We start from the raw sequence: 20593 nt of genomic DNA, 5'->3' as shown, positions 1-20593 counted from the left end.
GTAAGTAGTAAAAAGCCTATATCACGGTATATATCAGCTCGCATATATTAACTTGAAATATAATATATTGTTGTTACATGTTTTTTGTACAGAAATAAGACTATCAATCGAAAGAGGTTGCTTTGATGACTAAACTAACCTATGATGTAACTAACTTAATACAATTAATATAAAAACTTATAAAATCAATAATATATAAGACTCATTCATCACGCATAGAAGCGTTGTCTCTATATTTTTCTGAAGTTAGTATGATTGTTTTAGCGACATTTACCTAATAATAGGGAGAAGCTGATTGTCAACAATCAACGATTCGACAAATCCAGTAACGACAGATCTCTGCCGTCTTGTATATATAAGCCGGATTACCTCTACTGGTCTTTCAAGTCCTAGCACGCTTAATGACATTTCAGAGACCGCAGTTGATAGTAACCATACCAATAATATTACGGGTATCCTTTGCTACGGCAACGGTTACTTTTTCCAATGCGTAGAAGGTTCAGAACAGGCGCTAACAAACTTAAAAAATCGCTTGTTAGTAGATGATCGACACAAGGATTTAGAGATTTTAGATTTTTCGGAAATTACTGAGCGCCGATTTGGTAGCTGGTCATTACGCTCTATCACACTTGAGCGTTGGATGACCAAAGACCCTGAACTCAAAAAGCTCATGCCATTTAAGCCCCAGACTTGGAACACTAGTGAATGGGAGAGGTTCTTAGATGTTTTGCAGGGCTATTACGAAGAACGAAGTAAAACAGGTGAAATCGATACGCCACCTGTTAAGTATAGTACTCTGGGGGTAACTTTGAGCAAAGTTGTTGGTCAGCATCAGGCGTTCTTTTTGATTCAGACGGTACTGGGTTTGATGATAGCTGCCACATTGTTGTGGCTAATGCTGTAATCGATAGACCTATATTGTAGTAGGTAATATTTAACTTAGAATGTAATCGAAGAAAGCCAGCACTAGATGCTGGCTTTCTTGTTTGAATGAATCGTTTGAGCGCTAAAAATCAACATAAAAAAAGCCCCCTCCATAATAGATTATGAAGAGGGCTTTTAGTGGTACGCTTATTAGTCTAATCGAATACTAAGTATTTGTGCTAATAAATGACGCCGAATAGTGGCGTCCCCAGGGGGATTCGAACCCCCGTTACCGCCGTGAAAGGGCGGTGTCCTAGGCCTCTAGACGATGGGGACTAGTAACAACACTTCAACTGCTTTCACCATTTATGCTGAAGTGGTGCGTATTTTAATAGCGTCGGCGCTTTCTGTCAAGCCTTTTTCTACGTCTTTTTAAAATTAAATATCTTTTTTTAATTGCACGGCGAGGATGTAGGTCTTTACGCTTTAAATGATGTCGAATCCATAAAGAAGTACAAGCGCTGATGGTCAAAGCAAGTAGCATATAACCAATGATAGTCCCCCATAGTTTCAGTTGTGGATCCATAATGAAGTCCCTCCAATTAGGTCTTAGTAGTATTGGCTACCAAGACAGTGTGAGCAACTCAAAGCATCTATAGGATATAACTGCATCGCTCAAAAGCGACGTTTCACTATAAGTTAATCATATTGTTCATCCTAGAATATGATACTTACTGTCATAAAAGTAATCCCGCCTGCTTATCGTGATATCAATCATATCCCTATTGATTATCAAATCAAGATGTCAAAGTCATCAAGTATTACAAATAGCACTATTACGTGTGGTTGGCAATACATGATATGTGACTTATTCACTATCATTGTCGACTGATTCTTCTTTGGCGTCTTCATTATGCATGGCATTGGCCAACATAGGGTAATGGTTGAGTATGTGGCAGAACAGCTCAGCAGTTTTTTGAGTATCATATAGTGCTGAGTGTGCATTTTTACCATCGAATTCAAGCCCTGCTGCTTTGCAAGCACGTGCTAGCACAGTTTGACCAAATGCCAGTGCGGATAAGGTCACGGTATCAAATACCGAAAAGTTGTGAAAAGGATTGTGGTTCTTACTATTGGTACGTAATACGGCAGCGTTCAAAAATGCCAAGTCAAAATGCGCATTGTGACCAATTAAGACACACTGACGACAGTCTTCCTCACGCCGCACATCTTTTAATCCCTTGAAAATACGGCGCAAGGCAGACTTTTCGTCTTCAGCAATGGCTTTACGCATGGGATTATTAGGATCAATACCAGTAAAGGCAAGAGCGCTTGGTTCTAAATTTGCTCCTTCAAACGGCTCAACGTGAGCATTAAATGCCTCGCTCGGATAAAATACACCTTGCTCATCAAGTAGCACAGGAATACAGGCGATTTCTAGTAGCGCATCAGTCTGGGCATTAAAACCCGCTGTTTCAACATCGACGACAACAGGTAAAAATTTGCGAAAACGATCTTTTAAACGCATAGGTGCGTGTTCGTCATCTACCTTGTCATCCGCCGCAGTATTTGCAGTCACATTGAGGCTTGTGTCAGTAGGGTTTGATAACTCTTCGCTTGGCAAAGTTACTGTATTTTGGTTGGTCATATCAAGTTAAATCACTTTTATCAGTCGTACTGGTATATTGAATAAGAAATAAGCATCCTATGATATTAATAATGCCTTTAATACTAAATAATATAGTACAAAGGCATCGTTAATATCATGATGTTAATAGATCTCTTTATAAGTGCTAAAATCTGCGAGCACTATGCCTTTAGAGACCAAGGCAATGTTTCACCTGCCATAAGCGGCGTCAGAGAAGCACCATCAAAATAAGGATAGTCAGTTGGCACTTGCATAGGGGTGTTAACGAGTGTAATGGTACTCTCGTTTAGAGGTAGACCATAGAATTGCGGACCAAAACGACTGGCGAACCCCTCTAGCTTGTCTATTTTTCCCACACTATCAAAAGCAGTGGCGTATAACGGTAGGGCAGTCGCTGCACTATAGCAGCCAGCACAGCCACAAGCGGCTTCTTTTTTATCCGTTGCATGTGGTGCAGAGTCGGTGCCTAGGAAGAATTTAGGATTACCACTGGTTGCAACATCCAGCAGCACCTTTTGATGGCTTTCACGTTTCAAAATAGGCAAGCAATAAAAATGTGGCTTGATACCGCCAACCAACAGATGATTGCGATTGAACATCAAATGTTGCGGCGTGATAGTCGCTGCAACATGGTTGCCTTGAGACAATACAAAATCCGCAGCATCGCTGGTGGTGATATGCTCTACCACGATTTTTAGTGTGGGGAATTTGACGATGATCTGAGCCAACACTTCATCTAAGAAACGTTTTTCGCGATCAAAGATATCTACGTGGTCTTGGGTGACTTCGCCATGTATCAACAGTGGTAAGTTGTGCTTTTCTAATGCTTCAAATATATCGACACAAGCGTTAATATTAGTGACGCCATCGGCAGAGTTGGTAGTCGCCCCAGCTGGATACAGTTTGACAGCTTGTACGATGCCTGACTGTGCTGCCAACTCAATATCTTGAGCAGTGGTATTATCAGTCAAATATAAAGTCATACGTGGATCAAAAGCCGATTTTCGCTCCAGACTCAAGTCACTGGCGTCTAACTGATCCATAATACGCGCACGGTAGGCTCGCGCATCATGAGCATTTTTGACAGGTGGTACCAAATTTGGCATACAGATCACGCGGTTGAAACTACTTGCTGCATGAGGTACGGTCGTGCTCAATGCTAGATCGTCGCGCAAGTGAATATGCCAGTCATCTGGTTGAAGGATGGTCAATTCTCTAATCGAATCAGTCATAGTGTCAAAGCGCTCTATATCGTCAAATAAAGGAAACAAAAGGGAGTGATGCTGTGTGCCTATCATAACAGATTTGCTCACTTGACTAAATATAAGGCTAAATATCTGTACATAATTTAGGGAACGTTATTTGGTTTTTTTCATCACATAAAATATAAGTGCTGAGATTAGGAAATAGTATGGTTTGAAAATTGAGCTAAAACCGTACGCTGTGTGGCAGTTAGACTTTTGCCTATAGTAAATATGATGTACACTGAGCGGGTAATTGTATTTCAATTTGCTTTCGATTTGATCTTAGCGCGTTTTCCAAAACTACATTCTCATAACAGGAGTTTTTCATGGCTCAACTTGATCCAAAAAATATTAATAAAATCGTATTGGCATATTCAGGTGGTCTTGATACCTCAATCATCGCTAAATGGCTGCAAGAAACCTATGATGCGGAAGTGATCACTTTTACCGCTGATATCGGACAAGGCGAAGAAGTTGAGCCAGCACGAGCCAAAGCTCAAGCGATGGGTATCAAGCATATTCATATTGAAGACTTGCGCGAAGAGTTCGCTCGTGACTATGTATTCCCTATGTTCCGTGCCAATGCCATCTATGAAGGTGAATACTTACTCGGTACGTCTATCGCCCGTCCATTGATTGCTAAGCGTTTGGTTGAGATTGCCAAAGAACACAACGCCGACGCTATCAGCCATGGTGCAACTGGTAAAGGTAATGACCAGGTTCGTTTTGAGCTAGGGGCAGTTGCTCTGTCTCCAGACGTGGTCACCATTGCCCCTTGGCGTGAGTGGGACTTGTCAAGCCGTGAAAGCTTAATGAAATATGCTGAAGAGCATAATATTGCTATTGATTACGCTGGCAACAAGAAAAAATCTCCTTATTCAATGGATGCCAACCTACTTCACATCTCTTTTGAAGGTGGTATTTTAGAAGAGCCATATACCGAAGCAGAAGAAGACATGTGGCGCTGGTCTGTTAGCCCAGAAGCAGCACCTGATGAAGCACAATATTTAGAAATAGAATACGAAAAAGGTGATATCGTTGCTATCGATGGTGAGACGCTCAAGCCGTATGAAGTAATGATCAAGCTGAATGAACTGGGCGGAAAACATGGTATCGGTCGTTTAGATATCGTTGAAAACCGTTATGTCGGTATGAAATCACGTGGCTGTTATGAGACGCCAGCAGGTACAATTATGCTAAAAGCGCATCGCGGCATTGAGTCGTTAACGCTTGACCGTGAGGCGGCACATCTAAAAGATGAGCTCATGCCACGCTATGCAAAAATTATCTATAATGGCTACTGGTTTAGCCCTGAGCGTATGATGCTACAGGCATTGATTGACAAATCACAAGAATACGTCAACGGTACTGTACGTGTAAAACTATACAAAGGTAGCGTGAGTGTCGTTGGCCGTAAGTCAAACGATTCATTATTTGACGAAAAAATCGCTACTTTCGAAGATGATGCTGGCGCTTATGATCAAAAAGATGCAGAAGGCTTTATCCGTCTAAATGGTTTACGCTTAGCTATCGAAGCCAGCCGTGGTCGCGATTTATCAAAATAGATTTGCCTGTTATATCTATTGGTTAATTTGAATGACATACAAAAAAGAGGCTCTATTAATATAGAGCCTCTTTTTTATTGACAGTCACTTTTTATTATATTACTCATGATTCTGCCTTGAGTTTTTCGAACACAAATTTGTCGAGAGTAAATACCTACTCAGCCACTACTGCAGTGTCAGAATCTTCATCATCTACCATGACAATAGCGACATCCTGCTGCTGACGCTCTTCAATGGCATCTTGCTCTAGTACTTCTTCGGTAGCCAATATGAGTCCATCAGATTTTTGCGATTGATATTTGAGAGCAGCGAGCGCACCAAGCACACCGATGACCAGTATGATGATGAGAATGACAGGGTTTTTCCAAAGCGGTGTAGATTTCTCATACTCTATGGGCTTCTCACTTGTCGTCGTCGGAGTGTTATCTTGATTACCACCGATCAAACCTAAACTTACCAAAGGCGGCTTGGGCGGGTTGGCAGGTTCAGAGTTAACACGCAGTCGATTCCGACTAAGATAGATGTCAGAGATCTTCGCCAATTGTAATAGCCAGCGTTGATGCGGTAATACAACTGCATGCATCTCTGTAAATACCAGCATGTCGTTATGGCGACCTTGCTGTAAATTATCAGGTGAGCGACCAATGGCTTTTAAGTAATTGCCAGTCGCTAACTGCATGTCCTGTACAGGCTCATAGTTTTCAGGCTTAAATCCAGTCAACTCGTACCAGTAAGTATCAAATGGCGGCGGCGTACCTGATAGCTGTTCAGTGTTTAATAGTGTGAGCTCTGCGGCGCTATCTACACTATTATCTGAGCGCTCTGTCAGCGTATCAGGCTCATTATCGATATTTTCTGTCTCAGCGGGTACTGCTTGCACCTCATCTGTACTAAATCTTGCTGCTGACAAAAACTGTGGCTGCATAGCAAACCATTTATTTCGCTCGTCATTATCAAGTTGGCTATATTCTGCCAGAATCGCCAATTCGCGCAGCACAATCACGCACAAAGAAGTAAGTAAAATCTGAACTTGTTGCGTCGTAGCACCAATTTTTTCAGCAATATGATCGCTCGCTTTTATGACACGTGCATTGTCACTAAATACAGCATCTGCAGCATCGTGACGGTGATATAGTGTTGCCTTCATGGTTGCAAAATTCATAGAGTTATACTGTCGCAATTCTTTGACAGCAGCACGTCCGAAGAGCCTTTTGCTAAGTACCTGTCCTTGATGCTGCTGCTGATAGGCAAGTAGCGCACTTAGAATTGCTTGTAGGCTGGCATCCATTGCCAAGCGCGCTTGTGGCAACGAGAGCTGTGAGGCATCAGCCAATAGCGACAGCATTGGCTTGGTATCATGATATAAAAAATCATACATCGACACACGTGTCGGTGAAATAGTCGTCATAATCTGCTAGCATCAAAAAGTGTGCCCCTATCTTACGGTGCCCAATGCCTTGATACAATCCCTTAATAATAGAAATTTTTAATCATTTTACGGATTATGCTAATGGTAATCTTATGAATGACCGATCGTTGGATACATTTATGACTCATAACAAAACACCTGATCAGCAGTTGGTGATCAATATTGCTGAGCAAACGTTAACGGTTTATCAGCAGCACGCTGAGACTGCACGATACACGATATCGACTGCAAGAAACGGTATCGGAAGTCAGCAAGATAGTGGATGTACGCCACTGGGTAAGCATATTATCGAGATGAAAATAGGGGGTAGTGAGCCCATGAGTGCCGTGTTTGTAGGACGTGTACCAACTGGTGAAATATATGATGATGAGCTGGGTACGCGTCACCCCAACCGCGATTGGATACTGAGCCGTATCCTATGGTTAAGCGGATTGGAAGAAGGATCAAACAAAGGCAGCAACAGCCAAGGCGGCTGTGATACTTATGATCGGTACATCTACATTCATGGTACACCTGATACCGAGCCGATGGGCATACCGTTGTCACATGGTTGTGTGCGTATGCGCAATGAAGATATTGTTGAATTGTTTGAACAAGTCGAAGAGGGCATGCCGGTAACCATCGTGCCCAATTGACTGTCAGTGGATAACTTATCTTTAGATAAGAGAGTCTTATAGTCATATGATTCTAGTTATAACCACTAATACTGAGCATTCGACGATGAGAGAGGCTACTAAACAGGAAAAATGGACGATAAAAAAGACAGCTCGTATTGAGTAAGCTGTCTTTTTTATCGTTGTTAGTATCGTCATTAGCATCAGTGCTAGATGACAACTTTACCAAAACGTAGCGCTGTCTCTGAATTTAGCCAAACGTGCTTCAATATAAGTGGGGTCATCAGTAAGCATGGCGGCAAACCAACCTGCTCCATATAATGCGTTTGTATCTGTGGCTGATTTTAGAGCATAAAACGCATGATATTTGCTATCATCATTGCGCTGTGCTAATGCTGCTTGCGCTTTTGCCAGCCGCTTTAGCCAACGTCTGGTTTTTTTCTTAGATTTTTTCTTACTTAGCAAGGGAATAGAAAATTCACTAACGTAGCGCAGCTCTTTTAGATGATTGCACAACTTGTCTTCTGATTGACTGTCATCAATCACGTCTTCATCTATATCGTCATTGTCATCAAGCCTGCTGAATGCCTCAATTTTTTTACTGGTTTTAATGCACTTTTTATACTGTTTAGTTAGAATCTTTGCCAACTTATCGCAGGCAAGCTGATCAGTGTGAGGCTCAATGCTTGGATCACTCATAGTAAAAGCAATCAACTCTAACAAAGTGATCTGAAAATCATTGGCTTGCAGCGTATTGATAGGCGTGATTTTTATATCTTCGATATCTGTCGTCCAGTCAACAGCAGGTGCGCCGAGTGCCTGTAGCTCAGGCTCGATATGTGAACCAATATAAGCAAGTTGATAATAAGTGCCAAGCAAATTTGCCGTCTGTTCGAGTATCGACAGCCATTCAGGGTTGATCTCATCAGAGAAATCAGCAAATGCTTTTAGGGCAGCATGCAGGCGATCTATTCCAACTCTTAGCTGTAAAATATGCTCGTGATCAGTGCTTCCAGCGATAATAGCACTGCTATTGGGCAGTATCTGTAGTAGACAATTATGTACCACAGACCTTATGAAGGCGGGCGCGCTACTGTCTTTATCTACTTGCAATTGGCTAAGATCGGCATCAACGGCTGGACTATGGTCTTGTTCATTGATCAATAAGCCACCATTCTCAGCTTTGGTTACGGTAGATAAACACAGCTTGTAGCGTTTACACCATGTTTTTGCTGTCATAAACAAAAAATCTATATCTCCTGACACCAATTCGAACTCTATTTCTTGAATGGTTTTTCGCTGAGTCTTATCAGTGCCATGAATGATCTCTCCCTGATCATAGGCCACTTCGATACAGCTATTTATGTCGTCATCATTATTTTCTGTCAGTAATCGCGTAGTGCGCTGTACATCAGTAACATACAACCGCGTCAGTGCTTTTTGTAGTTTTTTGAGCTTAAAGTCCGCCAGTGCAGGGGCGACCGAGGTGTCTTCATATATCGTTAAATCAGGCATTAATTCATTATCGTCAAGCATCGTTTGTACTTGCTCATTATCGAGTACAGCATTGTGCTCTAAGCGAGCAGCAATACCGTCACCAGCGGCTTTGATGGTTTGGACCCAAGTATCGTTTTCTTTTCGAATGCGCAAACCAATGCCTGCCTGTGCAAGCTGCTGGTCAGGCGTATCATAGTAATGTGCAGCCAGTTGCGTCACTTGGGAAGATTTAACTTTTGCTTGACGCATTAAACCTTTTAGGCGTGACTCTGGTACCAAAAACTTCAGCTCTATCTCTTGCATATTGGCTCCTAATAATTCTGACTGACGGCTCTGATTGATAGCTTTATTACTATTAGTCTACCATTCTCTGATTATTTAAACCGCAATAAAAAACCGCCCTACATGACGTAGGGCGGTTTTTTGATAAATACTGCTAATCTGTCAGTTATTAGAACTGGTTCATCGTGTTTTTGCCACCACCAGCTTTTAGTGCGTTGTCACCAGAGAAGATTTCTTTGTGATCATCGCCAAGGTCAGAACCAGCCATTGCTTGATGTTTAACACAAGAGATGCCTTCGCGGATTTCTTTACGCTGTACGCCAGCTGCATAAGCAAGCATACCTTCTTCACCGAAGTAACCTTTAGCAAGTTCATGAACGCTAAGAGCAGTCGTGTGATAAGTTGGTAGCGTGATTAAGTGATGGAATACACCAGCTTCACGTGATGCATCACGTTGGAAGTTCTTAGCGGCAACATCAGCTGCTGCATCAAGCTCTGTACCATCATAATCAGCACTCATCAAGTCATCTTTGTTGTAGCTAGAGATGTCTTTACCTTCTTCTTCCCACTGTGCAATAACTTGCTTACGGAAGTTAAGCGTCCAGTTGAATGATGGGCTGTTGTTGTATACAAGCTTCGCTTTAGGCTGTTGCTCTTTAATACGGTCAACCATTGATTTGATATGTGCAACGTCTGGCGTAGGTGTTTCGATCCATAGTAGATCAGCACCGTTTTCTAGAGCAGTTACACAGTCAAGTACAACGCGGTCGATGTTAGTTTCTTCACGGAATTGATATAGACCGTTAGGCAAACGAACTGGACGTACTAGTTTACCGTTATGCTTAAGCAAGCTGTCGTTTTCTTTTGCATCTTCAAGAGATACTTCTTCCATTTCGATGAAGTCGATGTACTTAGAAGCAAGATCACCTGGCTCATTTGATACTGGGATTTTTTGCGTTAGTGATGCACCTTCGGAGTCAGTACGAGCAACGATAACACCATCTTCAACACCAAGCTCTAGGAATGCATAACGAATAGCGTTTAGCTTAGAGATAAAGTCTTCATGTGGTACGGTGACTTTACCAGCCTGGTGACCACATTGCTTAGCATCAGATACTTGGTTTTCAACCTGAATGGCACAAGCACCAGCTTCGATCATTTGCTTGGTCAATAGGTAAGTGGCTTCTTCGTTACCGAAACCTGCATCGATATCAGCAATGATTGGCACTACATGTGAATCAAAGTTTTCGATTTTTTCTAGGATGGCTGAAGTATCTTGACCCGCTTCTTCAGCAGCGTTTAGCTCACGGAAGTAGTCGTTCAGTACTTTAGCATCAGCTTGACGTAAGAACGTGTAGATCTCTTCGATTAGCTTAGGTACCGACGTTTTTTCGTGCATAGATTGGTCAGGTAGAGGACCAAACTCAGAGCGTAGAGCAGCTACCATCCAACCTGAAAGGTAGATGTAAGTTTTAGAAGTCGTACCGAAATATTTTTTCTTAGCATACATAGTTTGCTGTGCTACAAAACCATGCCATGCACCTAAAGACTGCGTGTACTGAGACGTATCATTGTCATAATCTTCCATGTCTTGACGCATGATTTTTGCAGTATATTTTGCGATATCCAAGCCCGTCTTAAAACGGTTTTGTGACATCATACGTGCAGCATCAACTTCGCTAATGTTTTGCCAGTTGCCGTGCTTTTGCTTCAATTCACGTACTAAGTCGATCGCTGATTTATATGCAGTTGACATCTATAGTCTCCTTGGTGGGGTGTAAAAAATAAGTTAATTATTAAAGTAATAAAAACGTTTATTACTAAGATTCTTATTAAACTAACAAAGCTATATGTAGAATTTGGGTCATTACTAATCTGTCTAAGTTCTATTTACCCTAAACAAACCGATGCACTAATACAAGGGAATTGCTAAACTCAGCAGTTGAAAATAATGACTATCTTATAGATGATAATTCGTTTATCGCTAAGGCATATCAGTATTTAATGGGCAGCGATGTCATAATGGGTAACAAGAGATGTTACAATAATACAGTCGCTTGGTAATGTTTCACTGCCAATAAAAACCATTAATATGCTACTTAGTTATTGAGTTGCTATTGAGTTTTTTTGGTTTGCAATCAGCTCATAAGACTCAACTTGATTATTTTTTCGCAAATCCTTTATGGAACTTACTATAACTGTCTTACCAAGATTTATCTAATTTATGATAGTTATCTTTAGTATTTTTATAGGTTATAATGCATGTATAACAGTATGTTGCGATAGGTAAATTGGGTTATAACTAGCGATTGGTATAGCAAGATCAATAAAAAATTATAAGACTGATGCTGTTGTAAACTGCAATCTGTCATCACAGCATTAACTATTACAGTACTAGCCATTACAGCATTGAGAATACCAAACTTGCAGTGGTACTTATTCGAAAGCCAAGAGAAATAGATATGAATTTGCAGCGGGTTGATTTAAATTTATTAGTCCATTTAGATGTGTTGCTACGAGAAAAAAACGTCACTCGCGCAGCAGAGCAGCTTGGTATTACCCAGCCTGCCATGAGTAATATTTTGCGGCGTTTGCGCAAGTTATTTAATGATCCGCTACTGGTACGCTCATCTGAAGGTATGACACCGACTGAGCGCGCCCTTGAGCTACAGCCGCGCATTCGGGAGATACTCGCTGACCTGACTCAAGTACTAGAGCCACGTACTGAGTTCCGTCCTTATAGTACGTCACGTGTGTTTCGTATCATGACCTCAGACTATGCCGAAGCGACCTTGGTACCCAAGCTCGTAAAAGCGCTACGCTCTGAGGCCCCCAATGTTATTTTGGACTTTTTGACCCCATCAGATGTCTCTTATCGTGACATGGAGCAGGGGCGTGTTGATTTGGCAATCAACCGTTTTAATGAGATACCGCAAAGCTTCCATCAGGTGCTGGTATGGCGTGATACGTTTAGTTGTCTATTATCTTCTGAGAGTCCTTATGCCAACCGTTTTAATCTAAAAAATTATCTAAAAGCGCAGCATGTCTGGGTATCTAAGACAGGTATGGGTGTAGGCTTCGGTGTTAATCCAGAAAAATCAGGTGGACTTGGCTCAATCGATCAGGCCTTGCAGCGCCTTGGTCAAAAACGCCAAATTAGTGTATTTACTCGTCATTATCAGATGCCAGCCATGCTTGCAGCAAATAAAGATTTGATAGCAACATTGCCCACCCGTGTGGCGAGAATGCAAGCTAACAACGACAGCATTATGATGGAAGAGCCGCCGTTTTTTATTCCTGAATTTGAGCTGACGATGGCTTGGTCACCACTGCTGCAGCATCACCCAGCGCATCGATGGCTACGTCAGCTCATCATGCATGTAGCACGCCAAGTGGTAGCTGAAGAAGAAAACCCACCACAGGAAATACCTGTTATCAACCATCTGTTTTAAAGACTCGATTGTTCTATATAGACCAGCCACTAGGCTGGTCTTTTTGTTTAGAGCTACTATAAAGTCTTTTCTAATATTTAGCCGTTCTTAATAAGACGGTCACACTCTTAACATCTTCAACACACTTTACAATATATTGTAAAACTTTTCGCCGCCCACACTTGGTAATATACCTGCAGATAGAGAACGAGTGATTAACGAACGCCGCTATCGATGTAACAACAAATAATTAAGAATCAAAAGTAGCAGTGCTACTAAATACAGAATAACCAAGCACATAAAACTATACAAACACATAAAATCAAATAACAAGGACAATAATATGTCAGATATTACTACTGTAAACCCAGCCACTGGTGAAGACATAAAAAACTACGACTACATGAGCAATGAAGAAGTCAACAAAATCGTTGAGGCTTCTCATAATGCATTTTTAGAGTGGCGCACTGTGAGCCACGAAGAGCGTGGACGTATTATCAAAACTATCGGTGACAAACTGATGGAGTATAAAGAAGAGCTGTCTAAGCTCATGACTGAAGAGCGCGGTAAGCTATATAGCCAAAGCGTACAAGAGTTAGGTCTGTGCAAAGCGATTTGCGACTACACAGCTGAAAACGGTGTTGCTTCTTTAGCTGATGATGTACGTGATATCGAAGGTATGAAAAAAGGTCTTGTGACCTATCAACCGATTGGTATCATCTATGGTATGCAGCCTTGGAACTTCCCAGCGTATCAGGTGTTCCGCTATACGATTGCTAACCTAATGGCTGGTAACAGTGTATTGCTAAAACATGCTTCTAACGTCACTGGCTCAGGTTTATTGATCGAAAAGATTCTTCATGAATCAGAATTACCGAATGATTTATTCCGCACTATCTTGATTGATCATGATCAATCAGAAGAGCTAATCGGAAACGATAAAGTACGCGGTGTGACGCTGACTGGTAGTGATGATGCCGGCCGTATCGTTGGACAACAAGCAGCCAAAGCAATCAAAAAAGCTGTATTAGAGCTTGGTTCTAACGATGCTTTCATCGTTTTAGAAGATGCAGACATAGATACCGCTGTGGAAACTTGTACTCAAGCTCGCTTGATCAACAATGGTGAAACTTGCGTAGCAGCGAAGCGTTTCATTGTAGTTGACAGCGTATATGATGAATTTCGCAAGCGTATCGTAGAGAAGTTTGAAGGTACCAAATCTGGTGACCCAATGGATGACAGTTCAGACATCGGTCCATTAGCACGTGCAGACTTGCGAGATCAGTTGCATGAGCAAGTAGAACAAAGCGTAGCAAAAGGTGCAACGATTGCTGTTGGCGGTAAAGTACCAGAAGGTAAAGGTAGCTTCTATCCAGCAACTATCTTAGAAAATGTCGAGAAAGGCCAACCTGCCTACGACGACGAATTATTTGGCCCTGTAGCATCACTAATTCGTGCGAAAGATGAAGACGATGCAATGCGTATTGCTAACGACAGTCGTTACGGTCTAGGCGGCGCAATATTCTCAAAAGACGAAGAAAAAGCAGTGCGCTTGGCCCGTGAGCAATTCGATACAGGTATGGTCTACGTCAATGGCTATGGCTTAGCAAATCCTGCACTACCATTTGGTGGTGTGAAAGACTCAGGCTATGGTCGTGAGCATGGTGGATTTGGTATCAAAGAGTTTGTAAACATTAAAGCAGTTCACGTATTTTAAAATGCCGTGTAAGCGTGATAAGCGATCATTTATGATTTAGTTTGTAAATGGTCATCAAAAAAAGCCCAGTTACTCATAGTGAGTGACTGGGCTTTTCGTTATGTAATGCAAAAGTAATAGCTCAAGTAATTAATATTATTATATATCAATGCACCAACATTCTTATTCGTCAATGAGTAATTGCAATGGTAGGGTTGGTAAATATTGCTTAGCTTGTGATGAAGTATCATTTGCTTCAAGGGATAATACATTCTTTGCCAGTAGTAATATCGTCCACGGTAGTAGCTGATGCTCAAGCTTCTGTACCCGTAACTGTAAACACTCCGCTGTATCACTGTTACCGACACTTAGTACTGCTTGCGTCAGCACTTGACCTGCATCCAGCTCGGCTGTCACTTTGTGGATACTACAGCCATGATAACGATCACCCGCTTGTATGACTCGTTTATGAGTATCTAAACCTTTATAAACGGGAAGTAGAGATGGATGTAAATTAATCATTGATGCAGGCGCATTATCGATAAATGAACCGCTCAATACCCGCATAAATCCAGCCAAAACAATCAGATTTGGTTGCCATGCGACAAGCTGCTCATTGGCATGGGCTTCAAAGGTCTTGATGCCCATGCGTTTGCCACTCGCAACGTGCGACAAAACAGCAACTGGAATATTGGCATCTTTAGCACGTGTCAATGCATAAGCATCTTCGCGATTACTAATGACGCCGACAATTTCTATCGGTAGCGCACCTGCTTGAATAGCATCTATCAGCACTTGTAGGTTACTACCACTCCCTGATACCAAAACAGCAATACGTAATGGCTTGATAGGCTGGCTTGTCTGATCAATAGACATTAACGGTATACCACCGCATCCGCTTGGTCATCAGTGCTACGTTTGATCATTTCACCCAATTGCCAAGCGTTTTCACCAGCGTCAGTCAATATCTTGATAGCTGCTTCTGCTTTGTCTTTAGGAACCACGATGACAAAACCAACGCCGCAGTTGAATGTGCGGTACATTTCACTTTGCGCGATGTTACCTTGGGTCTGTAGCCAAGTGAACAGCTCTGAGAACTGCCAGCTGTTTGTATCAATGCTAGCCGCTAGGTCATCAGGCAATACGCGTGGTAAGTTATCTGTTAAGCCGCCACCTGTGATATGTGACATCGCATGAAGCGCTGAGCTACCAAGGGTACCTTGTAGCGCCTTGATGGCTTTTACATAGATACGAGTAGGCGCCATGAGAGCGTCTTGAATAGGCTGACCATCTAATTGCTCATCGCTATTGGTCACGTCAATGCCACTAACTTCGATAACTTTTCGTACCAGTGAGTAGCCGTTTGAGTGTGCGCCACTTGAGGCAAGTGCAATCAGTACATCACCTTCTGCGACATTTTCACCGGTGACGACTTCTGCTTCTTCAACCACGCCCACACAAAATCCAGCGAGGTCATAGTCGTCATCTTGATACATACCTGGCATTTCAGCAGTTTCACCACCGATGAGCGCACAGTTAGCTAGTTTGCAACCATCACCAATACCAGTCACAACCGTCGCCGCAACATCGACATCCAGCTTGCCAGTTGCATAATAATCTAAAAAGAACAATGGCTCTGCACCGCAAACCAATAGATCATTGACGCACATCGCGACCAAATCAATACCAATAGTGTCATGACGGTTGAGTTGTAATGCTAGTTTTAGTTTGGTGCCCACGCCATCAGTACCAGAAACTAATAGTGGCGAGGTATAACCTGTTGGGATACGGCATAACGCACCAAAACCGCCAAGTCCACCCACGACTTCAGGACGAGTAGTGGCTTTTGCAACGGACTTGATACGCTGAACCAAAGCATCACCTGCATCGATATCAACGCCGGCGTCTTTGTAGCTTAAAGAAGGCTTGTCACTCATAGTCATCTCACAGTTGGGGGTAGATAATTGGGATTAAAAAGTAAGGGAGTCAATCACGCTACAATCAGCGCTATAAAGTTTAAAGGCAAAGTTTACAAACAGTGGGCGCATTATACCCAAAAATAGACCGCACTCGCAAAGCAACTTACCGATATTTGGCTAAGTTTTGCATTAAGTGGCAAATAAGTTGCTAAGAAACAAAAAATGACTGATTCTTCGTTGGATTCTGCGATAATAGAACGCTAAATTTATTGCTAATGATTGTCTAAATGATGATTTAAGTATCATTAGTATGTCAGTCGATGAGTACCAAAGAATACACAGCCATATCAAAAAAATCTTGTTAAAGATGCTCGTCGATTACATACCGAGTTCTTTGACCAAAAAGTACTCAATCATTTAATAAATCGCTGTTGTCTCACGCTTTGTCACTATCTCAAACCCGCTTAATAATAGGAGCATCCAGCATGATGAATCAGTCAATAGATCCTTTTTTTCGACGTTTATTCATTGTCGTGGTTCTGGTGGTGGCTGTATTCCTCTTATATCTAATGCTGCCTGTGATTGTGCCATTCATCTTTGCCTTTATGCTCGCTTACTTATTTAATCCTTTAGTAAAGCGGCTATCGAGATATCTTAAGCGGTGGGTTGCGATTATTATTGTCTACTCGACGATCACATTGGGCATGGCGCTATTATTATGGTGGTTGATACCGACATTATGGAGTCAGCTGCAAGCGGCCTGGGATTATCTGCCTAAGATATTTAATTGGTACAACCAAGTTGTGCGAGAGTGGTTTAATAGCAATACTCGTGTCCAATTGCCTCAATTACAGTCTAAAGAGTTCTCTGATACATTGGTTGACTATATGCAAACGAACTATAAGTTTGCTGATGCCAGTACCATGATGAGCCAAATTTTAACGTCAAGTATGAATTTCATTAACAATGCAGGCCTTATTGTATTGGTGCCGATTTTGACCTTTTACTTCCTGTTTAATTGGGATCAGCGTTTGCATACGTGGAAGATGGCAATACCAGGACCTTATTGCAAACAAGTCATTGGTATCGCAAAAGAATGTGATCAAGCATTGATGGCTTTTATCAAAGGTCAGTTGTTGGTGATGGTACTACTGGGTGCTATTTATGCGATACAGTTACAGCTCATTGGGTTGGAGCTTGGTCTTATTATCGGTATGGTAGCCGGTATCGCTAGTTTTGTGCCTTACTTAGGTTTTGGTATAGGGTTTATCGCCGCTATCATTGCCTGCTTATTTCAGTTTGGGCTCAACTGGACATATTTGTCATTGGTTGTTGGGGCGTTCTTGGTTGGACAAGCCGCAGAAGGCTATATTCTGCAACCATTGCTATTAGGTGATAAGATTGGACTATCACCACTATGGGTCATATTTGCGGTATTAGCAGGGGCAAGTTTATTGGGTTTTGTTGGTATGTTAATTGCGCTACCTGTATCTGCTGTCTTGAATGTATTGTTCCGCCATTTGTATGCCCATTATCGTACGACTGACTTTTATAGAGGTCGCAAGCAGCTGGCGTTGTTTGAAAAGAAGTAAATACTATAACGTTGGATGTTCTGGATAAATAGGGTGTAAATGCTCACAACGTTATAATGGAGCAGTCAACGAAAAGGCTGAGTAGGTAAAAGACTTGTCAGTCATTTTGCAAATATGTTATATATAGGCGCAGTGTTGATAGTATCAGTCGCCACGATAATTGTTTCATAAAGATTGAATTTCATCAGTGGCTTTTCATCACTAGGTTTTTAGTCATTGAATTGACCTACCAAAAAACTATATTTATCACATACATTTATACCGGATGGCGCTGATAGCACTTAATGTAGTGTTAAAGCCGTTTATCCTTTTTCTATTGTACTTTTATATTGCGCTACGCAACACGAGTTGATGATTCATGGCAGAAGCACAGCTAAGTCTCAATCTGGACATTAAGCATGATGCAAGTCTCAGCGACTTTGCCGGTCCTGGTTGGATGTCTATTATTGATGCAGTACGGCAGTTACATGTCGGCCTGATTGGTCAGCTATATCTGTTTGGTAGCCCTGCCACAGGTAAGTCTCATCTGCTTTCTGCTATTTGCGAATCGTTTATTGAGATGGACAAGTCAGCAATCTGCTTGTCGCTTAATGAGTTGATTCATACCGATGTCCATGTACTATCTTCTTTAGAAAACTTTGATCTTATTGCTATCGATGATTTAGAAGTGCTTGAGCAAAGCAGTCAATGGCAAGAAGCCTTATTCCATCTGATCAATCGTAGCCGCGAAGGACAGCGTCAGCTGTTGTTTGCTGCCAATAAACCTGCTGATGATTTACCCTTTCAATTGAGGGACTTGTTGACGCGTCTGGCACAAGCGCCTACCTTTAAGGTGCCTACTGGGCATGATTTGGCAGACAGGCAAGCGTTGCTACAGTCTATCTTGCGTCGACGCGGTTGGCAGTTTGATGATCGAATCATTGATTATTTATTGACAGAAGGGCCACACCGGATTGGTGCGATGATGGACGTGCTCAACTACATTCAGCCAATGTTCTCTAATCTTGGACGTAGCAATATATCAAAAGCAGTGATAAGTGATGCGCTCAAAACGATCGATGAGCAGACGCTTGCAGCAGAGCTTGCTGATATCGCTCAAGAGACACAAGTAGACAACGAGACAACGGATCAAGATCAACATACGATGCCGCTTGATTTTTAGTATTTATAATTTTGGTAGTCAGAATTTTAGCAGTCAGAACACGAATAACCGTAAGAATACGAATTGTTTATCCAACATGCTTTTACTATTAATGGAATGCCTTATGAAATCGAATATTTCTTTGCTAAAAAAATTAACTATCGGGTCGTTATTGGTAGGTGCCACTTCGGTCTCTATGATGTCACAGGCAGCAGTGACAGTATTGGTTGATGACAATATCAAAGTCACTGCCATTAATGGACAGGAAATCAAACAGAGTGCGTTTCAGCCACTAACGAAGACATTTACACTCCAGCCAGGTCAACACGCAATCACGGCCAAATACGACCGCTTATATAACTTACCTCGTGATGAGCATGACTACTTGCGTTCAGGTAATGTTAGTGTGACCGCACAACTGGCTGATAACCAAACGTATCGTTTGACCATGCCTAATCAGCCAGAAGACTATGAGGCAGCCAAAGATTATGCCGATCAACCAACGCTTGCTATACAGCAAAATAATACGGTTATCGCCAGCCAGCAAGGCATGGTTGGTAACAAAAGCGGCCTATTTTCAGGTCTTGGTAAAGCAATAGGTGGTGTGTTCGGCGGTGCAGGCGATGCTGAGCTACAGAACCAGCGTGCGATTGCGTCATTGGATCAGCCAGTTGTAAGAACCAACAACGCTGCTAATACAAGTACAATGACTACAGCTATCCAGCCAGCTGTGAGCGCAAATACGTCCACCAATACATTAGACTCATTTATGCAAATTTGGCTACAAGCAACGCCTGCAGAACGTGAGAAAATGCGTCAATGGATGCAAAAATAGATCTCTTCTTTCATAATTTTGACAATAAAAAAGCACCTCGTAGGGTGCTTTTTTATTGTCTGGGTTTTGGTAGTCATTTAGTGAGAGTTAATCATTACTAACCCAAAAATGCATTATACATCCACACCAGTTTTTCTTGCTCTTGTACGTAGGCATCTACAAGGTCAGCTGTACCTTGGTCATCGCTTTCTGCTGCTAGAGAAGACACTTGGCGCTGTTCAGTGATTAGGGCTTGCAAACCATTTACTACGCCTTTTACACAAGTTGTCCCATCTTTAACGTTTTTGTCTTCACTGATGCTAGTATGCTGAGAAAAATCGCTATAAGCGTGAAGTGGTGTGCCGCCTAATGTTAGGATGCGCTCAGCAATCTCATCAATCTGTAGTTGTAAAGCAGTATATAGCTCTTCAAATTGAGGATGCAACGTAAAGAAGTGCTCACCTTTTACATTCCAGTGGTAGCCACGTACGTTCAAATAAAATACATGGTATGTTGATAGTAGGTTGTTCAGTTGCGCAATAACTTCGCTCATGTCTGCTTTTTCTAAGCCGATCTGGTTAGTAGCATTGTTAGAATTACTCATAGTATTATCCTTATAATGTGAGTGTTGTGATACGTAATAAAGAAGAGTTTTGGTAGCTTAAATCAATAGAGATCAGGTTGATAAAAAAAGTGATTCAATTCTACTAATCACTGTTCATACCAGCTGTTTCTCTATGTCTGTCTTCTTTTGATGCTTATAATAATAGCAAACTATCATTAATAAGTTAAATTTAATAAATGCAATTTTACGATTGGTTTTATAAAAGTAAAATCAAATTTCTTTATCGTTTTTC

At 41.8% G+C, this 20593-nt stretch carries 17 protein-coding genes and 1 tRNA gene; 8 read left to right on the top strand and 10 right to left on the bottom strand.

What is annotated here, in order from left to right; genetic code table 11:
- Positions 1-295 precede the first annotated feature (295 nt).
- Entirely contained in the window at positions 296-904 is a 609-nt protein-coding gene (locus AC5JPT_RS06085; RefSeq protein WP_493842714.1) for a BLUF domain-containing protein, read from the top strand.
- A gap of 220 nt (positions 905-1124) precedes the next feature.
- On the opposite strand, the gene AC5JPT_RS06080 is transcribed toward AC5JPT_RS06085, so the two are convergent.
- From AC5JPT_RS06080 to pyrC, 4 genes are all read right to left on the bottom strand, one after another.
- A tRNA-Glu gene (locus tag AC5JPT_RS06080) sits at positions 1125-1200 on the bottom strand.
- Between the two features lie 52 nt (positions 1201-1252).
- Positions 1253-1450 (bottom strand): hypothetical protein, encoded by a 198-nt coding sequence (locus AC5JPT_RS06075; protein WP_319051261.1) that lies wholly within the window; start codon positions 1448-1450, stop codon positions 1253-1255.
- 282 nt (positions 1451-1732) lie between these two features.
- The gene (gene rnt / locus AC5JPT_RS06070) at positions 1733-2392 is read right to left on the bottom strand and encodes a ribonuclease T (RefSeq protein WP_493858436.1); all 660 of its coding nucleotides are present in this window, start codon (positions 2390-2392) and stop codon (positions 1733-1735) included.
- A gap of 281 nt (positions 2393-2673) precedes the next feature.
- Positions 2674-3744, bottom strand: a complete 1071-nt coding sequence (gene pyrC, locus AC5JPT_RS06065; RefSeq protein ID WP_443525989.1) for a dihydroorotase — start codon at positions 3742-3744, stop codon at positions 2674-2676.
- A 338-nt stretch (positions 3745-4082) separates the two neighbouring features.
- On the opposite strand from pyrC, the gene AC5JPT_RS06060 reads away from it, so the two are divergent.
- On the top strand, positions 4083-5321 hold the full coding sequence (locus tag AC5JPT_RS06060) for an argininosuccinate synthase (protein ID WP_443525990.1): 1239 nt from the start codon (positions 4083-4085) through the stop codon (positions 5319-5321).
- Positions 5322-5475: 154 nt separating this feature from the next.
- On the opposite strand, the gene AC5JPT_RS06055 is transcribed toward AC5JPT_RS06060, so the two are convergent.
- Positions 5476-6729, bottom strand: coding sequence for a hypothetical protein (locus tag AC5JPT_RS06055; protein WP_493852221.1), 1254 nt, complete (start codon positions 6727-6729; stop codon positions 5476-5478).
- 140 nt (positions 6730-6869) lie between these two features.
- Between AC5JPT_RS06055 and AC5JPT_RS06050 the strand changes: the two genes are divergently transcribed.
- Positions 6870-7385 (top strand): L,D-transpeptidase family protein, encoded by a 516-nt coding sequence (locus tag AC5JPT_RS06050; protein WP_493857464.1) that lies wholly within the window; start codon positions 6870-6872, stop codon positions 7383-7385.
- 201 nt (positions 7386-7586) lie between these two features.
- On the opposite strand, the gene AC5JPT_RS06045 is transcribed toward AC5JPT_RS06050, so the two are convergent.
- Positions 7587-9164 carry a CYTH and CHAD domain-containing protein gene (locus AC5JPT_RS06045; protein ID WP_493857463.1) on the bottom strand — a complete coding sequence of 526 codons (1578 nt, stop codon included), beginning with the start codon at positions 9162-9164 and terminating at the stop codon, positions 7587-7589.
- Positions 9165-9312: 148 nt separating this feature from the next.
- Positions 9313-10899 (bottom strand): isocitrate lyase, encoded by a 1587-nt coding sequence (locus AC5JPT_RS06040; RefSeq protein ID WP_319051255.1) that lies wholly within the window; start codon positions 10897-10899, stop codon positions 9313-9315.
- Positions 10900-11605: 706 nt separating this feature from the next.
- Between AC5JPT_RS06040 and AC5JPT_RS06035 the strand changes: the two genes are divergently transcribed.
- Both AC5JPT_RS06035 and AC5JPT_RS06030 read left to right on the top strand, forming a co-directional pair.
- Complete coding sequence (locus tag AC5JPT_RS06035; protein ID WP_058025743.1) at positions 11606-12595, top strand: LysR family transcriptional regulator; 990 nt, start codon at positions 11606-11608, stop codon at positions 12593-12595.
- A gap of 322 nt (positions 12596-12917) precedes the next feature.
- Positions 12918-14291, top strand: a complete 1374-nt coding sequence (locus AC5JPT_RS06030; RefSeq protein WP_493857462.1) for an NAD-dependent succinate-semialdehyde dehydrogenase — start codon at positions 12918-12920, stop codon at positions 14289-14291.
- A 162-nt stretch (positions 14292-14453) separates the two neighbouring features.
- Here the strand turns inward: AC5JPT_RS06030 and purN are convergent, their stop codons facing one another.
- Both purN and purM read right to left on the bottom strand, forming a co-directional pair.
- A complete protein-coding gene (gene purN, locus AC5JPT_RS06025; RefSeq protein WP_493857461.1) occupies positions 14454-15146 on the bottom strand; it encodes a phosphoribosylglycinamide formyltransferase in 693 nt (230 codons plus the stop codon).
- Positions 15146-16207: a phosphoribosylformylglycinamidine cyclo-ligase gene (gene purM / locus AC5JPT_RS06020; protein ID WP_493857460.1), complete on the bottom strand. Its 1062-nt coding sequence runs from the start codon at positions 16205-16207 to the stop codon at positions 15146-15148. Before purM ends, purN begins: the two co-directional genes overlap by 1 nt.
- 467 nt (positions 16208-16674) lie before the next feature.
- Between purM and AC5JPT_RS06015 the strand changes: the two genes are divergently transcribed.
- The 3 genes from AC5JPT_RS06015 to AC5JPT_RS06005 all read left to right on the top strand — a co-directional run bounded on the left by AC5JPT_RS06015 (position 16675) and on the right by AC5JPT_RS06005 (position 19757).
- Positions 16675-17781, top strand: a complete 1107-nt coding sequence (locus AC5JPT_RS06015; RefSeq protein WP_319051251.1) for an AI-2E family transporter — start codon at positions 16675-16677, stop codon at positions 17779-17781.
- A 358-nt stretch (positions 17782-18139) separates the two neighbouring features.
- Positions 18140-18943 carry a DnaA regulatory inactivator Hda gene (gene hda, locus AC5JPT_RS06010; protein WP_319051250.1) on the top strand — a complete coding sequence of 268 codons (804 nt, stop codon included), beginning with the start codon at positions 18140-18142 and terminating at the stop codon, positions 18941-18943.
- 103 nt (positions 18944-19046) lie between these two features.
- Positions 19047-19757 (top strand): DUF2057 family protein, encoded by a 711-nt coding sequence (locus AC5JPT_RS06005; protein WP_493857459.1) that lies wholly within the window; start codon positions 19047-19049, stop codon positions 19755-19757.
- Positions 19758-19854: 97 nt separating this feature from the next.
- Here AC5JPT_RS06005 and AC5JPT_RS06000 read toward each other — a convergent pair whose 3' ends face one another.
- Complete coding sequence (locus tag AC5JPT_RS06000) at positions 19855-20340, bottom strand: Dps family protein (protein ID WP_319051248.1); 486 nt, start codon at positions 20338-20340, stop codon at positions 19855-19857.
- Positions 20341-20593: the final 253 nt, after the last annotated feature.

Source organism: Psychrobacter sp. H26 (assembly GCF_059073035.1).
The sequence above is the reverse complement of the archived record's forward strand: the minus strand, read 5'-3'. Positions and strand labels throughout refer to the sequence as shown.

Coding starts and splice junctions, on each gene's coding strand:
- AC5JPT_RS06055 (WP_493852221.1), bottom strand. CDS start 6,729: ATGACGACTATTTCACCGACACGTGTGTCGATGTATGATTTTTTATAT.
- hda (WP_319051250.1), top strand. CDS start 18,140: ATGGCAGAAGCACAGCTAAGTCTCAATCTGGACATTAAGCATGATGCA.
- AC5JPT_RS06050 (WP_493857464.1), top strand. CDS start 6,870: ATGACTCATAACAAAACACCTGATCAGCAGTTGGTGATCAATATTGCT.
- purN (WP_493857461.1), bottom strand. CDS start 15,146: ATGTCTATTGATCAGACAAGCCAGCCTATCAAGCCATTACGTATTGCT.
- AC5JPT_RS06015 (WP_319051251.1), top strand. CDS start 16,675: ATGATGAATCAGTCAATAGATCCTTTTTTTCGACGTTTATTCATTGTC.
- rnt (WP_493858436.1), bottom strand. CDS start 2,392: ATGCGTTTAAAAGATCGTTTTCGCAAATTTTTACCTGTTGTCGTCGAT.
- pyrC (WP_443525989.1), bottom strand. CDS start 3,744: ATGACTGATTCGATTAGAGAATTGACCATCCTTCAACCAGATGACTGG.
- purM (WP_493857460.1), bottom strand. CDS start 16,207: ATGAGTGACAAGCCTTCTTTAAGCTACAAAGACGCCGGCGTTGATATC.
- AC5JPT_RS06060 (WP_443525990.1), top strand. CDS start 4,083: ATGGCTCAACTTGATCCAAAAAATATTAATAAAATCGTATTGGCATAT.
- AC5JPT_RS06035 (WP_058025743.1), top strand. CDS start 11,606: ATGAATTTGCAGCGGGTTGATTTAAATTTATTAGTCCATTTAGATGTG.
- AC5JPT_RS06040 (WP_319051255.1), bottom strand. CDS start 10,899: ATGTCAACTGCATATAAATCAGCGATCGACTTAGTACGTGAATTGAAG.
- AC5JPT_RS06000 (WP_319051248.1), bottom strand. CDS start 20,340: ATGAGTAATTCTAACAATGCTACTAACCAGATCGGCTTAGAAAAAGCA.
- AC5JPT_RS06030 (WP_493857462.1), top strand. CDS start 12,918: ATGTCAGATATTACTACTGTAAACCCAGCCACTGGTGAAGACATAAAA.
- AC5JPT_RS06045 (WP_493857463.1), bottom strand. CDS start 9,164: ATGCAAGAGATAGAGCTGAAGTTTTTGGTACCAGAGTCACGCCTAAAA.
- AC5JPT_RS06075 (WP_319051261.1), bottom strand. CDS start 1,450: ATGGATCCACAACTGAAACTATGGGGGACTATCATTGGTTATATGCTA.
- AC5JPT_RS06005 (WP_493857459.1), top strand. CDS start 19,047: ATGAAATCGAATATTTCTTTGCTAAAAAAATTAACTATCGGGTCGTTA.